The organism is Profundibacter sp. (genome assembly GCF_965277155.1).
Classification (GTDB): domain Bacteria; phylum Pseudomonadota; class Alphaproteobacteria; order Rhodobacterales; family Rhodobacteraceae; genus Profundibacter.
Map to the genome: position 1 here is coordinate 845,925 of NZ_CBDIBV010000013.1, position 15,258 is coordinate 861,182.

At 54.7% G+C, this 15,258-nt stretch carries 13 protein-coding genes; 9 read left to right on the top strand and 4 right to left on the bottom strand.

Annotated features, from left to right (window positions below; all coding sequences use genetic code 11):
• Positions 1-2: 2 nt before the first annotated feature.
• Together ACQY4M_RS19505 and ACQY4M_RS19510 are read right to left on the bottom strand one after the other, a co-directional pair.
• The gene (locus tag ACQY4M_RS19505; protein ID WP_428547637.1) at positions 3-647 is read right to left on the bottom strand and encodes an MlaC/ttg2D family ABC transporter substrate-binding protein; all 645 of its coding nucleotides are present in this window, start codon (positions 645-647) and stop codon (positions 3-5) included.
• A complete protein-coding gene (locus tag ACQY4M_RS19510) occupies positions 607-1,344 on the bottom strand; it encodes an MlaA family lipoprotein (protein WP_428547640.1) in 738 nt (245 codons plus the stop codon). Before ACQY4M_RS19510 ends, ACQY4M_RS19505 begins: the two co-directional genes overlap by 41 nt.
• 195 nt (positions 1,345-1,539) lie before the next feature.
• Here ACQY4M_RS19510 and ACQY4M_RS19515 point away from each other — a divergent pair, with 195 nt between their 5' ends.
• The 4 genes from ACQY4M_RS19515 (at position 1,540) to ACQY4M_RS19530 (ending at position 5,884) form a co-directional block, all read left to right on the top strand.
• Positions 1,540-3,276: a type I secretion system permease/ATPase gene (locus ACQY4M_RS19515; RefSeq protein WP_428547643.1), complete on the top strand. Its 1,737-nt coding sequence runs from the start codon at positions 1,540-1,542 to the stop codon at positions 3,274-3,276.
• Complete coding sequence (locus ACQY4M_RS19520; protein WP_428547646.1) at positions 3,273-4,583, top strand: HlyD family type I secretion periplasmic adaptor subunit; 1,311 nt, start codon at positions 3,273-3,275, stop codon at positions 4,581-4,583. The genes ACQY4M_RS19515 and ACQY4M_RS19520 overlap by 4 nt, the downstream gene beginning before the upstream one ends.
• Before the next feature lie 69 nt (positions 4,584-4,652).
• The gene (locus tag ACQY4M_RS19525; RefSeq protein WP_428547649.1) at positions 4,653-5,117 is read left to right on the top strand and encodes a RidA family protein; all 465 of its coding nucleotides are present in this window, start codon (positions 4,653-4,655) and stop codon (positions 5,115-5,117) included.
• On the top strand, positions 5,114-5,884 hold the full coding sequence (locus ACQY4M_RS19530) for a glycerophosphodiester phosphodiesterase family protein (RefSeq protein WP_428547652.1): 771 nt from the start codon (positions 5,114-5,116) through the stop codon (positions 5,882-5,884). Before ACQY4M_RS19525 ends, ACQY4M_RS19530 begins: the two co-directional genes overlap by 4 nt.
• Before the next feature lie 487 nt (positions 5,885-6,371).
• On the opposite strand, the gene ACQY4M_RS19535 is transcribed toward ACQY4M_RS19530, so the two are convergent.
• A complete protein-coding gene (locus ACQY4M_RS19535; protein WP_428539227.1) occupies positions 6,372-7,415 on the bottom strand; it encodes an IS5 family transposase in 1,044 nt (347 codons plus the stop codon).
• A 323-nt stretch (positions 7,416-7,738) separates the two neighbouring features.
• Here ACQY4M_RS19535 and ACQY4M_RS19540 point away from each other — a divergent pair, with 323 nt between their 5' ends.
• The 5 genes from ACQY4M_RS19540 (at position 7,739) to ACQY4M_RS19560 (ending at position 14,026) form a co-directional block, all read left to right on the top strand.
• Positions 7,739-8,965 carry an IS256 family transposase gene (locus tag ACQY4M_RS19540; protein WP_428539582.1) on the top strand — a complete coding sequence of 409 codons (1,227 nt, stop codon included), beginning with the start codon at positions 7,739-7,741 and terminating at the stop codon, positions 8,963-8,965.
• Positions 8,907-10,241, top strand: a complete 1,335-nt coding sequence (locus ACQY4M_RS19545) for a dynamin family protein (protein WP_428547655.1) — start codon at positions 8,907-8,909, stop codon at positions 10,239-10,241. The genes ACQY4M_RS19540 and ACQY4M_RS19545 overlap by 59 nt, the downstream gene beginning before the upstream one ends.
• 52 nt (positions 10,242-10,293) lie before the next feature.
• The gene (locus ACQY4M_RS19550; RefSeq protein ID WP_428539227.1) at positions 10,294-11,337 is read left to right on the top strand and encodes an IS5 family transposase; all 1,044 of its coding nucleotides are present in this window, start codon (positions 10,294-10,296) and stop codon (positions 11,335-11,337) included.
• Between the two features lie 217 nt (positions 11,338-11,554).
• Positions 11,555-12,286, top strand: a complete 732-nt coding sequence (locus tag ACQY4M_RS19555) for a hypothetical protein (RefSeq protein ID WP_428547658.1) — start codon at positions 11,555-11,557, stop codon at positions 12,284-12,286.
• Between the two features lie 33 nt (positions 12,287-12,319).
• Positions 12,320-14,026: a dynamin family protein gene (locus ACQY4M_RS19560; RefSeq protein WP_428547661.1), complete on the top strand. Its 1,707-nt coding sequence runs from the start codon at positions 12,320-12,322 to the stop codon at positions 14,024-14,026.
• Here ACQY4M_RS19560 and ACQY4M_RS19565 read toward each other — a convergent pair.
• On the bottom strand, positions 13,987-15,213 hold the full coding sequence (locus ACQY4M_RS19565; RefSeq protein ID WP_428539582.1) for an IS256 family transposase: 1,227 nt from the start codon (positions 15,211-15,213) through the stop codon (positions 13,987-13,989). The two genes, ACQY4M_RS19560 and ACQY4M_RS19565, sit on opposite strands and share 40 nt — an antisense overlap.
• Positions 15,214-15,258: the final 45 nt, after the last annotated feature.

Consider the following 15,258-nt stretch of genomic DNA (forward strand, 5'->3'; position numbering starts at 1 on the left):
GGCTACCCTGCGGTTTTAAGATCTTTAATCAGCTGATCAATATTGCCCCTGCGCTTGTCCAGCATCGCACCGATTTCCCTTTGCTCGTTCAATAGCATATTGATGCCTTCAATATACATATTATAGAACAGCGGTTTGCCGTGTTTTTCATGGACAAAAAAGGTCACATCGAACGGTGATTGCCCTTTCAGATAAGCCATTGTTTTTACTTCGACATGACTTTTGACTGTTTTTGTCGACAGAACTTGCAGCTTGCCGCCAATAAATTCGCGAAACCGTTTGCCGTATTTGCGAGCAATGTAGCCCTGAAACGCCTTGGTGAATGCTTTTTTCTGACTGGAACTGGCACGACGCCCCTCAACCCCCAAAGCATAGCCGGCCAGATGTTTGACGTCCGAGTATTTGACGAAAATCTTTTCAAATTCCTTGATCATTTGTGATTCGGACTTACCCGAAGCGATGACTTTGTTGATCGCCGCCACAAGTTTTTCCACATGCGCGGTGGCCTGTGTCTCTGACAACGCCAGTGCCGGACCTGCCAGCGGCAGAACCGCAGCTGCAGATGCTATTCCTATCATGACTGCACGGCGGCTCGGATTGATTTGCCTAAAAATCTTCATAGTCATTTCCGTCATCTCCTTGTTCATCAACAGGTTCTTCCTGCCCCAGTTTGAATCTGCGATGTTGCAAATATATCATGCGGGCCTGTGAATAGCTGTCGGCACTATCATACAAAATTGAATCTACCGTGTCGGAAAAATCGTACCGATCACCAAGTCTTGAAAGCCCTTTAGCAACGGGTGCCATATATTTTTCCGGTGAGGGTGCCCCGAATGTCAGCGGGTTGGTGAATACATCGACCACCATACCCAATGTATCGCGCTGGTTGGACGGGCCAAGCAGCGGAAGTTCCACATATTGGCCTTCACCCACACCCCAGACATGCAGGGTTTGGCCGAAATCGCCCATTTCTTCATCAAGGCCAATGTCGGTTGCCGGATCGAAAATACCACCCACACCCAGCGTTGAGTTGATCACAAAGCGCCATGAGTTCTTGACTGCGCCGTTGATATTCAACTGCAACAGATTGTTCACAATGTTGCCGGGCAGCCCAAGGTTCGAAGCAAAATTCCCGACTCCCTGACGCACAGGTTTGGGCAGGGCATGGCCATATGCCCCCGATGCTGGCCTGATCAACGCGCGATCCAGCCGCCGGTTCGCTTCGTGGGTGCGGCGGTTACCTTCTTCATTCGGATCATTGAATGATTTAGGCGCAGGCGCTGTACAAGCCGTCACAATCAGCAGGGTCAGAGTTGCCAGCAACAGCCCCGGTTTTGTTTTCAATCTGGTTTTCATAACTAACAATGGTATTCTCGACTGGTTGTTTGTAGTTTTCCACTACATAGGTTCTGGCAGGGAAATGCCCAGTAATATATTAGGCATGGTTTAGTTTTGTGACAGTTTGGATACAAGTCATTAATGGTCAATGTCTATATCGGTTAAGGGTAAATCCCGGCGCCAGTGAATGAAAGAGGCAAGATGCGGCAAGCAGATCGTAGCAATGGTTTGGCAGAGCTGAAGGATGCGAGACGAAAGAGCAGAGCCTTGTTCTGGGCGGTTGGTCTGTTCAGCGTTTTTGTGAATTTGCTGATGCTGACAGGCCCTCTTTATATGTTGCAAGTTTATGACCGTGTATTAGGGAGCCGGTCCGAGGAAACCCTGCTGGCATTGTCCATCCTCGTGGCTTTTCTGTTTATAATCATGGGATTACTTGACTACGCCCGTGGGCGTGTTTTGGCCCGGATCGGGGCGCGGTTTCAATCGGAACTGGACGGGCGGGTTTTTTCCGCTGTGCTGCGGGCCAGCGCGCGCGGGTTTGGGGCCAACCTGACCAACAGCGCCCTGCGCGATCTTGAGGCGGTGCAGCGGTTACTGTCCTCCCCTGTATTAAGCGCAATTTTCGATATTCCGTGGACGCCGTTTTTCATTGCCGGGATATTCATGTTCCACCCATGGCTGGGGTTTCTGGCGGTTTTCGGCGGGGCATTTCTGGTGCTGATCACGATTCTGAACCAGATAATGACCCGCAAACCTGTGCTTGAGTCCACAACAGCCGCCCTATTTGCCGACCGGATGGCCGATCAGTTGCGCAGCGAATCCGAACTTGTGCAAAGTCTGGGGATGCGGGGTGCTGTATTCCAACGCTGGGAATTGGCACGCGAAAAGGCGCTGGCGGCCAATATTCATGCCTCGGACAGTGGCGGTGGTTTTGCCGTACTGACCAAGACGTTCCGCATGTTCCTGCAGTCTGCAATGCTGGGGTTGGGGGCCTATCTGGTGCTGCAGAACCAGTTGACAGCAGGGTCGATGATTGCAGGCTCTATTCTGATGGGGCGGGCCTTGGCGCCGATTGAACAGGCAATCGGGCAGTGGGCGTTGGTGCAACGCGCTTCCAAGGGGTGGGAAAACCTGACCGCTCTTTTGTCCGAAGTCCCAGTTGAGCAACCTCGCACCGCGCTGCCCAAACCAAGGGCGATTTTATTGGCAGAACAAGTGACGGTGGTCCCGCCGGGGCAACAGCAGGCCTCGTTGCGGATGGTCAGTTTTGCGTTGAACCCGGGGCAGGCGATGGGAGTGATCGGGCCTTCGGGGGCCGGTAAATCGACACTTGCCCGCGCCATTACCGGCGTTTGGCGGGCGGCTGGCGGCAAGATCAGGCTGGATGGGGCTTCGCTGGATCAATATGATCCGGATGTCCTGGGCCAGCACATTGGATACCTGCCCCAGCGGGTGCAATTGTTTGACGGCACGATCGCCGAAAACATTGCCCGCTTGTCATTGCAACCTGATGATGCAGCCGTGGTAAAGGCCGCACAAAAAGCGGCCGCGCATGAAATGATACTGGCTTTTCCCGACGGGTATGACACACGGGTTTCTGCCAATGGCGGGCGATTGTCCGGCGGTCAATTACAGCGGATCGGGTTGGCGCGGGCGATGTATGGCGATCCGGTGATCCTTGTTCTGGACGAACCGAATTCGAACCTTGATAATGAAGGCTCGCTAGCCTTGAACGCGGCCATCAAACAGATGAAAGCCGACGGTGGCGCGGTTCTGATTATGGCGCATCGCCCCGCTGCGATTCAGGAATGTGATTTGCTGATGGTGCTGGAAGGCGGCGCACGCAAGGCATTCGGGCCAAAGGATGACATCCTGCGCGAGATGGTTAAAAACCACGAACAAATTCGCAGTAATGCGGGCAAAGGGGGTGTGACATGAGCACTGCGAAGAACAAGGGCTGGTCGCCGCGAAACCCCCTTATAATCGGGTTCTTGGCCATATTATTGCTGGTTGGCGGCTTTGGTACATGGTCGGTGATGGCCAATATTTCCGGTGCCGTCGTGGCCAGTGGCCAGATCGAAGTGGATCAGAACCGGCAAGTGGTGCAACACCCTGATGGGGGTGTGATCGCCAAGATCAATGTGCAAGAAGGGGATCTGGTGGACGAGGGCGATATCCTGATCCGGCTGGATCCGACCAATCTGACTTCTGAACTGGTGGTGGTCGAGGGGCAGTTGTTCGAATTGATGGCGCGTCGTGGCCGGCTTGAGGCCGAGCGGGACGGGGCCGAGGTGATCACGTTTGACCCCGAGTTGATCAAGGCTGCCGAAGGCTCCAAAGATGCCAGAACCCTGATGGAGGGCCAACAAAGGCTGTTCAAGGCAAGACAGGATTCAATGGCGCAAGAGATTGCGCAGATGCAAAAGCAGCGCAATCAGATATCTGATCAGATAAACGGAATAACGGCCCAGCAAACCGCGCTGGAAACCCAGCTGGAACTGATCAATGAAGAACTGAAAAACCAGCAAACCTTGTTGGACCGTGGTTTGGCGCAGGCATCAAGGGTGTTAAGCCTGCAGCGGGAAGATGCACGGTTGCGCGGCACTATGGGTGAACTGGCCGCGACCAAAGCGCAAGCTGAAAGCCGGATTACGGAAATTGACATCGAGGTTTTGAAATATGGCACCAAACGGCGGGAAGAGGCCATTACCCGCCTGCGTGATCTGCAATTTCGCGAATTGGAACTGACGGAAAAACGAAGTGCTTTGAAAGAGCGCTTGTCGCGTCTGGATATCCGCGCCCCGCTGGCTGGAGTGGTATACGGGATGCAGTTTTTCGCACCTCGGTCAGTGATCCGTCCTGCCGATCCGGTTTTGTATCTGGTTCCCCAGGACCGTCCGCTGGTGATTGCGGCCAAGATTCAAACCATAAACATTGACCAGATTTTCGTCGGACAAGAGGTTATTTTGCGCTTTCCGGCCTTTGATTCCCGCACCACACCGGAATTGCGGGGCAGGGTGGTAAAGGTTTCGGCGGATGCTTTCACGGACGAACGGACCGGGATCAGTTATTACCGCTCGGAAATTGTGTTGCTCGAAGGTGAAACGGAAAAACTGCCACAAGGTGCAACCTTGATACCGGGAATGCCGGTTCAGGCGTTTATCCGCACCAATGATCGCACACCAATGGCCTATTTGATCAAGCCATTTGCCGATTATTTTGCCAAAGCTTTTCGTGAAGGGTGATTTTGCGGTTTTCCTGCGGGGCAATCACGGTTAGCGTCTGATCAAATTCTGATCCAACGGAGATGCCAGATGAGCCATGATTACGAAGCCCGCCTGAAAGAGCTGGGCGTTACCCTGCCTGACGCCCCTGCACCCGCCGCAAATTATGTGCCTTATGTGATTGTCGGGGATCTGGTGTTTGTGTCTGGGCAAATTTCGAACGGGCCGGATGGGCTGATATTGGGTAAACTGGGCGATGACATGGATATTGAGGCCGGTGCTGCCGCTGCGAAAACCTGTGCGCTGGGCCTTGTGGCGCAACTGAATGCCGCCTGTGGTGGTGATCTGTCACGGCTGGTGCGGGTGGTGAAGCTGGGCGGGTTTGTGAATTCGACCCCCGATTTTACCCAGCAGCCGCAAGTGGTGAATGGCGCCTCGGATTTTCTGGTCGAACTATTTGGTGATGCAGGGCGTCACGCACGCGCAGCCGTAAGTGCACCAGCCTTGCCGCTGGGTGTTGCGGTTGAAATCGAAGGCATTTTCCAGATCAGATGACAATGCTTTCCGACAGATTTTTCCAGCGCCCGCTGGCCCACCGCGGATATCATGATGCCACTGCCGGAATTCTGGAAAATTCCCGAAAGGCATTTGATGCGGCGATTGAGGCCGGTTATGGCATTGAAATGGACGTGCAATTGTCCAAAGACGGGCATGCGATGGTGTTCCATGATTACGAATTGTCCCGTTTGACAAATGAACGCGGGGCAATCCGTACCCGCACCCGCGATGAATTGGTGGATATACCGCTGAAAGGCATGGATGAAACGATTCCGACTTTGCCTGATATCCTGGCTCTGGTTGAGGGGCGCACACCGCTTCTGATTGAATTAAAGGATCAGGACGGGGCGATGGGGCCGGATATCGGACCGTTGGAAAATTCGGTGGCCAAGGCTTTGTTGGAATATAACGGGCCCGTCGCTGTGATGAGTTTCAATTCCTATTCGGTTGCCGAACTGGCCAAAGCATCCCCTCAAACCCCGCGCGGGCTTGTCAGTTGCTCATACCCTGCGGAACATTGGCCATTGCTGAACGAGAAGACCCGCGCCCGGCTGCGTGCCATTCCCGATTATGATAAGGTCGGCGCTTGTTTTATCAGCCATCGTTATGATGATTTACAAAACCCGCGGGTGGCTGAACTGAAGGCCAAAGGGGCACATATCAATTGCTGGACAATCCGAAGTGTCGAGGCAGAGGCCGAAGCCAGGATGATCGCTGATATGATTACATTCGAAGGATTTAAAGCAAAAACCCCCGTTGATTAACTGTTTGAAAAGAATCGGAAAGAATCACCGAACAAGGGTGGCCAACTTTTACCGTTGAATAGATTGGGGGATGCCATTCAAGGCAGTGAACTGGCGATTGTGGTAATCGCGGCACATGTTGAAATGGGCACAGTCGCGGTAAGCTGCGAAGCCTGTTTAAGCTGGTATCTTGATGGTTGATAGATGTATAAGTGCATGAAAATAATAGAAAAACATTGTGGTCGGTTTTGTGTTAATACCTGAGGCCTTATAGGTATTCGGAATATTTTGATCACCTTCCAGAATTTTTGAATCCATCACCGCGACGCTGTTTCGCCATGTTTTTAACAAACTTATGGGAACCTCTGTAAATTCCCGTTTTCGCCTTCTTCGCGGCGGGGTGGACGGTTTTTCGCCTGTCCCGCCTGATTGCTTCGGATCATAAACCCATTTTCACCGGTTTCAAGCCGGTTTTGGGTATTTCAGGCACACCTCACCCCATGAACCCTTATCCCGGCGCCGCCAGGCCGCATTCGAACTGGACGAAGCGCTTCATGTTGTAGACCAGGTTCATCATCCCGATGCGAAATCGCGCCCGCTTCAGGCCGATGGAGCGGATCAGCTTGCCGCCCATGGAGCGCTCCTGAAAAGCGAATACATGCTCGACCCGGACCCGCACTTTCGAGCGCCTCCGGTTGGCCTTTTGCTGGCGCTCGCCAAGCGGCTTGCCGCGCCTGCCCTTGTGATGGATATGGCTGTGAAGCCCCCGCTCTTCCAGCTCGCTTTCGATCTTTTGCGAGCGATAGGCGCTGTCGGCCCACAGGTCCGATGAGGTGTTGCTCGCATCAATCAGACCGGCAAGCGCCTGGCTGTCATGCACGGCGGCATCGGTGACATCATAAGCGCGGATGAATTTGTGCCGCCGGTCGACATTGATGTGGTTCTTGTAGCCGTAATAGCTCTTGCCGTGCTTCTTCGTCCAGCGCGCATCCACGTCCTTCTGGCGCTTCTTGTGGGGTTTTTCCTCCCACTCTTCAGGCGTTTCGCCCGCCTTGATTTTCTCGTTCTCGTCCCTTTTGTTGTGCTGGCGCGGCGCCGGAACGATGCTCGCATCAACAATCTGCCCGCCCATCGCCAGATAGCCCTTTTCGCGCAGAAAGGCATCGAACTTGTCAAACAGCTCCTTCATCTTCCCGGCCCCGGCCAGCCTTTCACGGTAGGCCCAGATGGTCTTGGCGTCAGGTACGCTGTCTTCAATGCCAAGGCCGAGAAACCGCATGAACGACAGGCGGTCGCGGATCTGATACTCGATCTGATCGTCAGAGAGGTTGTAGAGCTGCTGCAAAACCATCGTCTTGAATATCAGCACCTCATCCCAAGGCGGGCGGCCAGCGTTGGATTTGCGCTGTTCGGGCGGCGTGCGCCATATGGCCTTCAGCTCGTCCCGGTAATCCTCGAACGGCACCATGTCGTTGAGCAACACCAGCGGATCACCAGATTTGTCCAGTCCCGCGTATCGGCTGGAAAGATCAAAAAATCCCATCTGACCCATGACAAAACCCCGTCGGTCGAATCATTTTCATCCTGATGACGATTCTACCCCGTCAGGCCGGATTTTGGGGGATTTTTAGAGGTTCCCTTATAATAGACATTGTTTCTGGTTCGGGCACATTCGTCTGAATAGCGAAGGATTTAAATTGGTGGGAAAAGTAATGGATTCTCAAGCAGGCGTAAAAAACAATCATCTTCTAAAGATGAGAGCAGAAGTATTATCCGGGTAGTGTCGCGAGTTTGGTGGAAATTCGAGGACGGCGTAATCTCCGGGTGCATCGAAGCCACCCAACCGGCGGCTGGAACCGCCAAGGAGATCACGCCATGACAAAGAATACAGCAACATCGACATCCGCGCTACTGGCCAATGAAGCAGGCTATGACCCGATTGAAGACCGGCTGCGCCAGAACATCCGCGCGACGATCGAGGCGGTTTTCGAAGAGGAGCTGGAGCAGTTTCTGGGCCGTTGCCGGTATGGCCGCAGCGGCGGGGCAAAGGCCGGATACCGCCACGGGCATCGCGAGCGGCAACTGGTCGGAACATTTGGAACCGAAACGGTGCGCGTGCCGCGTGCGCGGATCACAGGCGAGGCCGGCAAGGCCAGAGAATGGCGCTCGAAGGCATTGCCCCGCTACCAGCGGCTGACGAAGAAGGCCGAGGCGCTGATCGCTGCTGTCTACCTTTCGGGCACCAACACACGGCGGGTAAAACGCGCCCTGTTCGGCCTGTTTCAGGGGGCGGTCAGCAAGGATGTGGTGAGCCGCGCCTGGCGCAAGGTGAAGGTGGACTGGCAGGCGTGGTGCGCCCGCAGCCTTGCGGATGAAGACATCGTGCGGCTGATCCTGGACGGCACCGTGATCAAAACGCGGATTGACAGGAAGGCCACCAATATCTCGGTTCTGGCCGCGATTGGCGTGCGCCGGGATGGGCAGAAGGTCTTGTTATCACTGATGAACATGGGCGGCGAAAGCACCTCCGCCTGGCGTCAGTTCATCAACGATCTGGATGCGCGCGGGTTGAAACGGCCCGAATTTGTCATCGTGGACGGGGCACCGGGACTTGAGGTCGCTCTCATTGCCCTCTGGGGTGAAGATCTGCCGATCCAGAGGTGCACGGTGCACAAGCACCGCAACCTTCTGGCCAAGGCACCCAAGCGTATGCATGATGAGTTGACAGAAGATTACCGCGACATGATCTACGCCAAAACACCCGAGGAAATCGCCACCCGCCGCAAGGCATTTCTGCGAAAATGGCGGCTGAAATGCAAGGCCGTCGCTGACAGCTTGGAAGAAGCAGGAGATAAGCTTTTCACCTTCACGCGTCTGCCACAAGGCCAGTGGAAATCGGCCAGAACGACAAATGCGATCGAACGCCTGAACGAGGAATTCCGCCGCCGCATCAAGACCCAGACCGTGCTGCCATGCGCCGAGACCGTGCCGATGCTGCTTTGGGCTCTGATGGCCTCGGGGCAGATCGTCATGCGAAAGGTCGATGGCTGGGAAACGCTCGCTCAGCCCGTCGCCGACGCAACCCTTGACCAAGCCGCCTGACCGGCGCATAACTCAACCCGCTCGGAGGTGCCTGAAATCAATTTCCACCACTTTCGAGACACAACCATTATCCGGGTTCATCAATGCACTTGATGAGGTGCGGGTTGCTGCAAAGTGTCTGGCTGATGACTCTGACGAGCGCATATCCAAACGCGGGGCAGGCCTTATACGCAAGATTGACAGCTTTGCCCCCAGCATCACACTGATTGGTCAGGTAAAGGCGGGTAAGACTGCATTGGTCAATGCCATGGTGGGCATCCCAGGACTGCTGCCATCGGATGTAAATCCCTGGACATCGGTTGTTACTGAATTGCAGGTTAACCGGAAATCGGTCGATGGAAACCACAAGGCGCGGTTTACGTTCTTCAACCGCAGTGAATGGGATAATCTGGTATCAACCGGCGGGCGACTGGGCGAGATGGCTGGACGCGCCGGTGCCACCGAAGAATCTGAAAAAGTACTGCAACAAATCGTAGAAATGCGCGACAAAACCGAGGCCCGTCTGGGCAGCAGTTTTGAGTTGTTGTTGGGGAAATCCCATAAGTATGGATATTACGACAACGAATTGATCCAGCGTTATGTTTGCGTTGGCGATCCTGACGACGAAGATCTGGATCCAGGCAACAAGCGGGGGCGGTTTGCGGATATTACCAAGTCGGCCGAACTGGCGGTGGAAATCCCGCAGTTTCCAATTTCGATGCGGTTCCGCGACACACCCGGTGTGAATGATACATTTATGGTGCGGGAACAGGCCACATTGAGAAGCCTGCGTGGGTCGGAAATCTGTCTGGTCGTTTTATCGGCACACCAAGCCCTGAACACGACGGATATGGCTTTGATCCGGATGATGTCGAACTTTGAAAAACGGCAGGTTATCCTGTTTGTGAACCGGATCGACGAATTGGAGAATCCGAGCGAGCAAATTGCCGAAATCCGCGAAAATATTCGTGAAACACTAAAAACATTCTCGGTGTCGGAAGACAGCGAAATTGTTTTTGGTAGCGCCAAGTGGGCAGAAGCAGCCCTGTCCGGTGATCTGGATGCGCTGAGCGAAGACAGCCAGAATGCCCTGTTGAATTACGCATCTGCCCGACCAGAAGTGGATGCAGAGGATTCTAATGATCACACATGGATCCTGTCGGGGATTCCTGCGTTGATGGAAGCTGTTTACAAGCGTGTCCTTGAAGGATCAGGCAAGCGTCTGGTGGACAGCATGGGATCGCAACTCTCGAATATCTATAGGGAACCTCTAAAAATCCCCCAAAATCCGGCCTGACGGGGTAGAATCGTCATCAGGATGAAAATGATTCGACCGACGGGGTTTTGTCATGGGTCAGATGGGATTTTTTGATCTTTCCAGCCGATACGCGGGACTGGACAAATCTGGTGATCCGCTGGTGTTGCTCAACGACATGGTGCCGTTCGAGGATTACCGGGACGAGCTGAAGGCCATATGGCGCACGCCGCCCGAACAGCGCAAATCCAACGCTGGCCGCCCGCCTTGGGATGAGGTGCTGATATTCAAGACGATGGTTTTGCAGCAGCTCTACAACCTCTCTGACGATCAGATCGAGTATCAGATCCGCGACCGCCTGTCGTTCATGCGGTTTCTCGGCCTTGGCATTGAAGACAGCGTACCTGACGCCAAGACCATCTGGGCCTACCGTGAAAGGCTGGCCGGGGCCGGGAAGATGAAGGAGCTGTTTGACAAGTTCGATGCCTTTCTGCGCGAAAAGGGCTATCTGGCGATGGGCGGGCAGATTGTTGATGCGAGCATCGTTCCGGCGCCGCGCCAGCACAACAAAAGGGACGAGAACGAGAAAATCAAGGCGGGCGAAACGCCTGAAGAGTGGGAGGAAAAACCCCACAAGAAGCGCCAGAAGGACGTGGATGCGCGCTGGACGAAGAAGCACGGCAAGAGCTATTACGGCTACAAGAACCACATCAATGTCGACCGGCGGCACAAATTCATCCGCGCTTATGATGTCACCGATGCCGCCGTGCATGACAGCCAGGCGCTTGCCGGTCTGATTGATGCGAGCAACACCTCATCGGACCTGTGGGCCGACAGCGCCTATCGCTCGCAAAAGATCGAAAGCGAGCTGGAAGAGCGGGGGCTTCACAGCCATATCCATCACAAGGGCAGGCGCGGCAAGCCGCTTGGCGAGCGCCAGCAAAAGGCCAACCGGAGGCGCTCGAAAGTGCGGGTCCGGGTCGAGCATGTATTCGCTTTTCAGGAGCGCTCCATGGGCGGCAAGCTGATCCGCTCCATCGGCCTGAAGCGGGCGCGATTTCGCATCGGGATGATGAACCTGGTCTACAACATGAAGCGCTTCGTCCAGTTCGAATGCGGCCTGGCGGCGCCGGGATAAGGGTTCATGGGGTGAGGTGTGCCTGAAATACCCAAAACCGGCTTGAAACCGGTGAAAATGGGTTTATGATCCGAAGCAATCAGGCGGGACAGGCGAAAAACCGTCCACCCCGCCGCGAAGAAGGCGAAAACGGGAATTTACAGAGGTTCCCTATAATGAGATTAAAGCCGAGAAAAGCGCCGTACATCAACTGCATGACAGTGGCGAAGTTGTTCTGTTGGAAACCGATGAGGTTAAGCAGGCGCTGGAAGAACTGTCAAAGGACAGTGCGGCCAATCTGCAGAAAATAGTGGATACATTGCGTAATAACTTGCATGCACGTCTGGATCGTGCCCAGAGCAGTTTTGTTCGCCGGGCCACAGATGCGCTGATTGCGCATCTGGACCGGTTCGGGGAGCAGGATACCTGGCAGTATGATGCGACGGGCCTGCGCCTGTTGTTCCGGTCGGCCTATGTCCAGTTCGCCGCGACATTGAAGAAACAGGCGGCAACCCTCTATGCCGATACTGCAACATCAATCGAGGATATCTATTACCGCGCTGTCGGTGTTGAAATTGACGGGTTCAAAATCGAAGCACCTGCCGTTCCGACAGCCCCGCCGCCGGTTGTTCTGGCCCGCACCATTGCGCTGGACCTGAACAGCAACTGGTGGCGCCGCTGGTGGCAAAAGCGCAAAGGATTTGAGGCATTTGCAAAGGATTATTCTTCGCTGATACAGGCCGAAGTTGCGTCTTTGGTGCAAGAACTGGAAGGATCCCAGATTACGGAAGTGTTGGACGAGGTGCAGCGCAGGTTACACGATTTCGTTCAGGAACAGCGTGATACCTTGGTTATTATTTCGGAAAACCGGGGTAAAGAGCCGTTACTTCTGGTGAACAAGACAAGCGACAAATCAGTCCAGATCGCATTGGAAGATGCGCTTGCCGCAATCGAGAAATTCGCAGCGTAATCAATCGCGCTGGTGATATGGAGAGCATAAAAGATGAACGTACCTAGTCGAGATGAAGCCATTCGTTCCGTGACCGCGAGAGAAATGGACCGGCTTTCACGCTGGGCCAGCCGCAAGCCGGTCATTGCTCTGATGGGGGAATTCAGTTCGGGTAAGTCAACTTTGTTGAACATGCTGGTTGGTCAGTCAATATTACCAACGCAGGTTACCGCCACCCGGCTGCCGCCCGTATGGTTGCGGTATGGGGACAAGTCACCTTTCTGGGTCGATCGCAATGGCGACCACCACGATGTGGCGATCGATGATCTGTCATCGGTTCCCGTCAAGGAAGCGCGATATATCCGCATTTACGCGATCTCCGAACAGCTGGAAAAATGCGATCTGATCGATACTCCCGGTATTTCTGATCCGAATATTCCAACCGATAGCTGGATCAACACCATTGGTTATGCCAACTCGGTTCTGTGGTGCACCCACGCCGGTCAAGCATGGCGCGAAAGCGAACGTAGCCAGTGGGAAGCCCTGCCAGAACGGTTGCGCGAAAACAGCCTGCTATTGGTGACCCGTGCGGACAAGATCGTTTCACGCGAGGATCTGGATAAAATCAATCGCCGTCTGCAGCGTGAAACCAGTGATTTATTTGGCTCGCATTGTTTCATTTCATTGACCCTGGCCCTGCGTGCCCGCCAAGGAGATGATCAAAACAACCTGTGGGTCAGAAGTGGCGGCGATGCTTTTATGAAAAGCCTTGATGGTATAATCGCGAAGATAAACCAAAAACGCGAGAAAGAATTGGAGCGTTACCGGTCTACTGGAGGGCCTGTTGGTACGGGTCGCGACAATGTTTCGATTCTTCGGCCGACCCGTATCCGGCCGAACGATCCAGAACGGCACAAGGCGCGTCTGGATGCAAAGGATGCTGCAAATCTGCGGAGCAGTGCCTTGGGCCCGGTTGTTGAGGTTGAGGACGAAACTGCAGTTGATCGGGAAGCGGATGACATTCCGGCCGAGGCCGACAAGCCGATGGTGCTGGAAAAAATCGATGAAGTTTCATCTGTAGAAGAAGTGGAATCGCCGGCGTCCGATGAACCGGAAGCCGGAGCTATTGAAGAGCCGCTTGAGGTCGAGGAAGATCTGCAAAATATCGAGGATGTCAATCCTGAAGAGAATTCTGCGGATAATGCCGAAGAACAAGCAAACGCAATAGTTGAAACGGGCACACCTATCAATGAATTGCAAGAAACCGGTGACCAACATGATGAACCGGAAGACCATGTTGATGATACCGAAAACCAAGCGAAAACAGATGATCACCCAGAAGATCAGGCCGACAATGTAGAAGAAGACGCGCGTTTGTTTCTGGACCAGATGAGCAAAATGGGTGATGACCTTCAGAGTGATGATACAATTCTGGAACCTGAAGCCGACGAGGAAATTCAGGAAAAAGAGGCAGGGGCCGAAGATATTTTGAATGTTGTTTCGAAAATTGCTGCTGTATCCGATGAGGGACCCGAGGCGACTGTTTCGGATAATGTAACGGTCGACAAAGCGGAAGGCGAATATGAGCGCACACAGTCCCCCAGCGAAGTCTGGAAGGAAATTCTAGCGTCGCAGGATATTGAAACTATGCCGCAGGTTGTGTCTCGAAAGTGGTGGAAATTGATTTCAGGCACCTCCGAGCGGGTTGAGTTATGCGCCGGTCAGGCGGCTTGGTCAAGGGTTGCGTCGGCGACGGGCTGAGCGAGCGTTTCCCAGCCATCGACCTTTCGCATGACGATCTGCCCCGAGGCCATCAGAGCCCAAAGCAGCATCGGCACGGTCTCGGCGCATGGCAGCACGGTCTGGGTCTTGATGCGGCGGCGGAATTCCTCGTTCAGGCGTTCGATCGCATTTGTCGTTCTGGCCGATTTCCACTGGCCTTGTGGCAGACGCGTGAAGGTGAAAAGCTTATCTCCTGCTTCTTCCAAGCTGTCAGCGACGGCCTTGCATTTCAGCCGCCATTTTCGCAGAAATGCCTTGCGGCGGGTGGCGATTTCCTCGGGTGTTTTGGCGTAGATCATGTCGCGGTAATCTTCTGTCAACTCATCATGCATACGCTTGGGTGCCTTGGCCAGAAGGTTGCGGTGCTTGTGCACCGTGCACCTCTGGATCGGCAGATCTTCACCCCAGAGGGCAATGAGAGCGACCTCAAGTCCCGGTGCCCCGTCCACGATGACAAATTCGGGCCGTTTCAACCCGCGCGCATCCAGATCGTTGATGAACTGACGCCAGGCGGAGGTGCTTTCGCCGCCCATGTTCATCAGTGATAACAAGACCTTCTGCCCATCCCGGCGCACGCCAATCGCGGCCAGAACCGAGATATTGGTGGCCTTCCTGTCAATCCGCGTTTTGATCACGGTGCCGTCCAGGATCAGCCGCACGATGTCTTCATCCGCAAGGCTGCGGGCGCACCACGCCTGCCAGTCCACCTTCACCTTGCGCCAGGCGCGGCTCACCACATCCTTGCTGACCGCCCCCTGAAACAGGCCGAACAGGGCGCGTTTTACCCGCCGTGTGTTGGTGCCCGAAAGGTAGACAGCAGCGATCAGCGCCTCGGCCTTCTTCGTCAGCCGCTGGTAGCGGGGCAATGCCTTCGAGCGCCATTCTCTGGCCTTGCCGGCCTCGCCTGTGATCCGCGCACGCGGCACGCGCACCGTTTCGGTTCCAAATGTTCCGACCAGTTGCCGCTCGCGATGCCCGTGGCGGTATCCGGCCTTTGCCCCGCCGCTGCGGCCATACCGGCAACGGCCCAGAAACTGCTCCAGCTCCTCTTCGAAAACCGCCTCGATCGTCGCGCGGATGTTCTGGCGCAGCCGGTCTTCAATCGGGTCATAGCCTGCTTCATTGGCCAGTAGCGCGGATGTCGATGTTGCTGTATTCTTTGTCATGGCGTGATCTCCTTGGCGGTTCCAGCCGCCGGTTGGGTGGCTTCG

Excerpts from the sequence above, each read along its gene's own strand:
- ACQY4M_RS19505 (WP_428547637.1), bottom strand. The coding sequence starts at position 647 with ATGAACAAGGAGATGACGGAAATGACTATGAAGATTTTTAGGCAAATC.
- ACQY4M_RS19515 (WP_428547643.1), top strand. The coding sequence starts at position 1,540 with ATGCGGCAAGCAGATCGTAGCAATGGTTTGGCAGAGCTGAAGGATGCG.
- ACQY4M_RS19520 (WP_428547646.1), top strand. The coding sequence starts at position 3,273 with ATGAGCACTGCGAAGAACAAGGGCTGGTCGCCGCGAAACCCCCTTATA.
- ACQY4M_RS19525 (WP_428547649.1), top strand. The coding sequence starts at position 4,653 with ATGAGCCATGATTACGAAGCCCGCCTGAAAGAGCTGGGCGTTACCCTG.
- ACQY4M_RS19530 (WP_428547652.1), top strand. The coding sequence starts at position 5,114 with ATGACAATGCTTTCCGACAGATTTTTCCAGCGCCCGCTGGCCCACCGC.
- ACQY4M_RS19535 (WP_428539227.1), bottom strand. The coding sequence starts at position 7,415 with ATGGGTCAGATGGGATTTTTTGATCTTTCCAGCCGATACGCGGGACTG.
- ACQY4M_RS19540 (WP_428539582.1), top strand. The coding sequence starts at position 7,739 with ATGACAAAGAATACAGCAACATCGACATCCGCGCTACTGGCCAATGAA.
- ACQY4M_RS19545 (WP_428547655.1), top strand. The coding sequence starts at position 8,907 with ATGGCTGGGAAACGCTCGCTCAGCCCGTCGCCGACGCAACCCTTGACC.
- ACQY4M_RS19550 (WP_428539227.1), top strand. The coding sequence starts at position 10,294 with ATGGGTCAGATGGGATTTTTTGATCTTTCCAGCCGATACGCGGGACTG.
- ACQY4M_RS19560 (WP_428547661.1), top strand. The coding sequence starts at position 12,320 with ATGAACGTACCTAGTCGAGATGAAGCCATTCGTTCCGTGACCGCGAGA.
- ACQY4M_RS19565 (WP_428539582.1), bottom strand. The coding sequence starts at position 15,213 with ATGACAAAGAATACAGCAACATCGACATCCGCGCTACTGGCCAATGAA.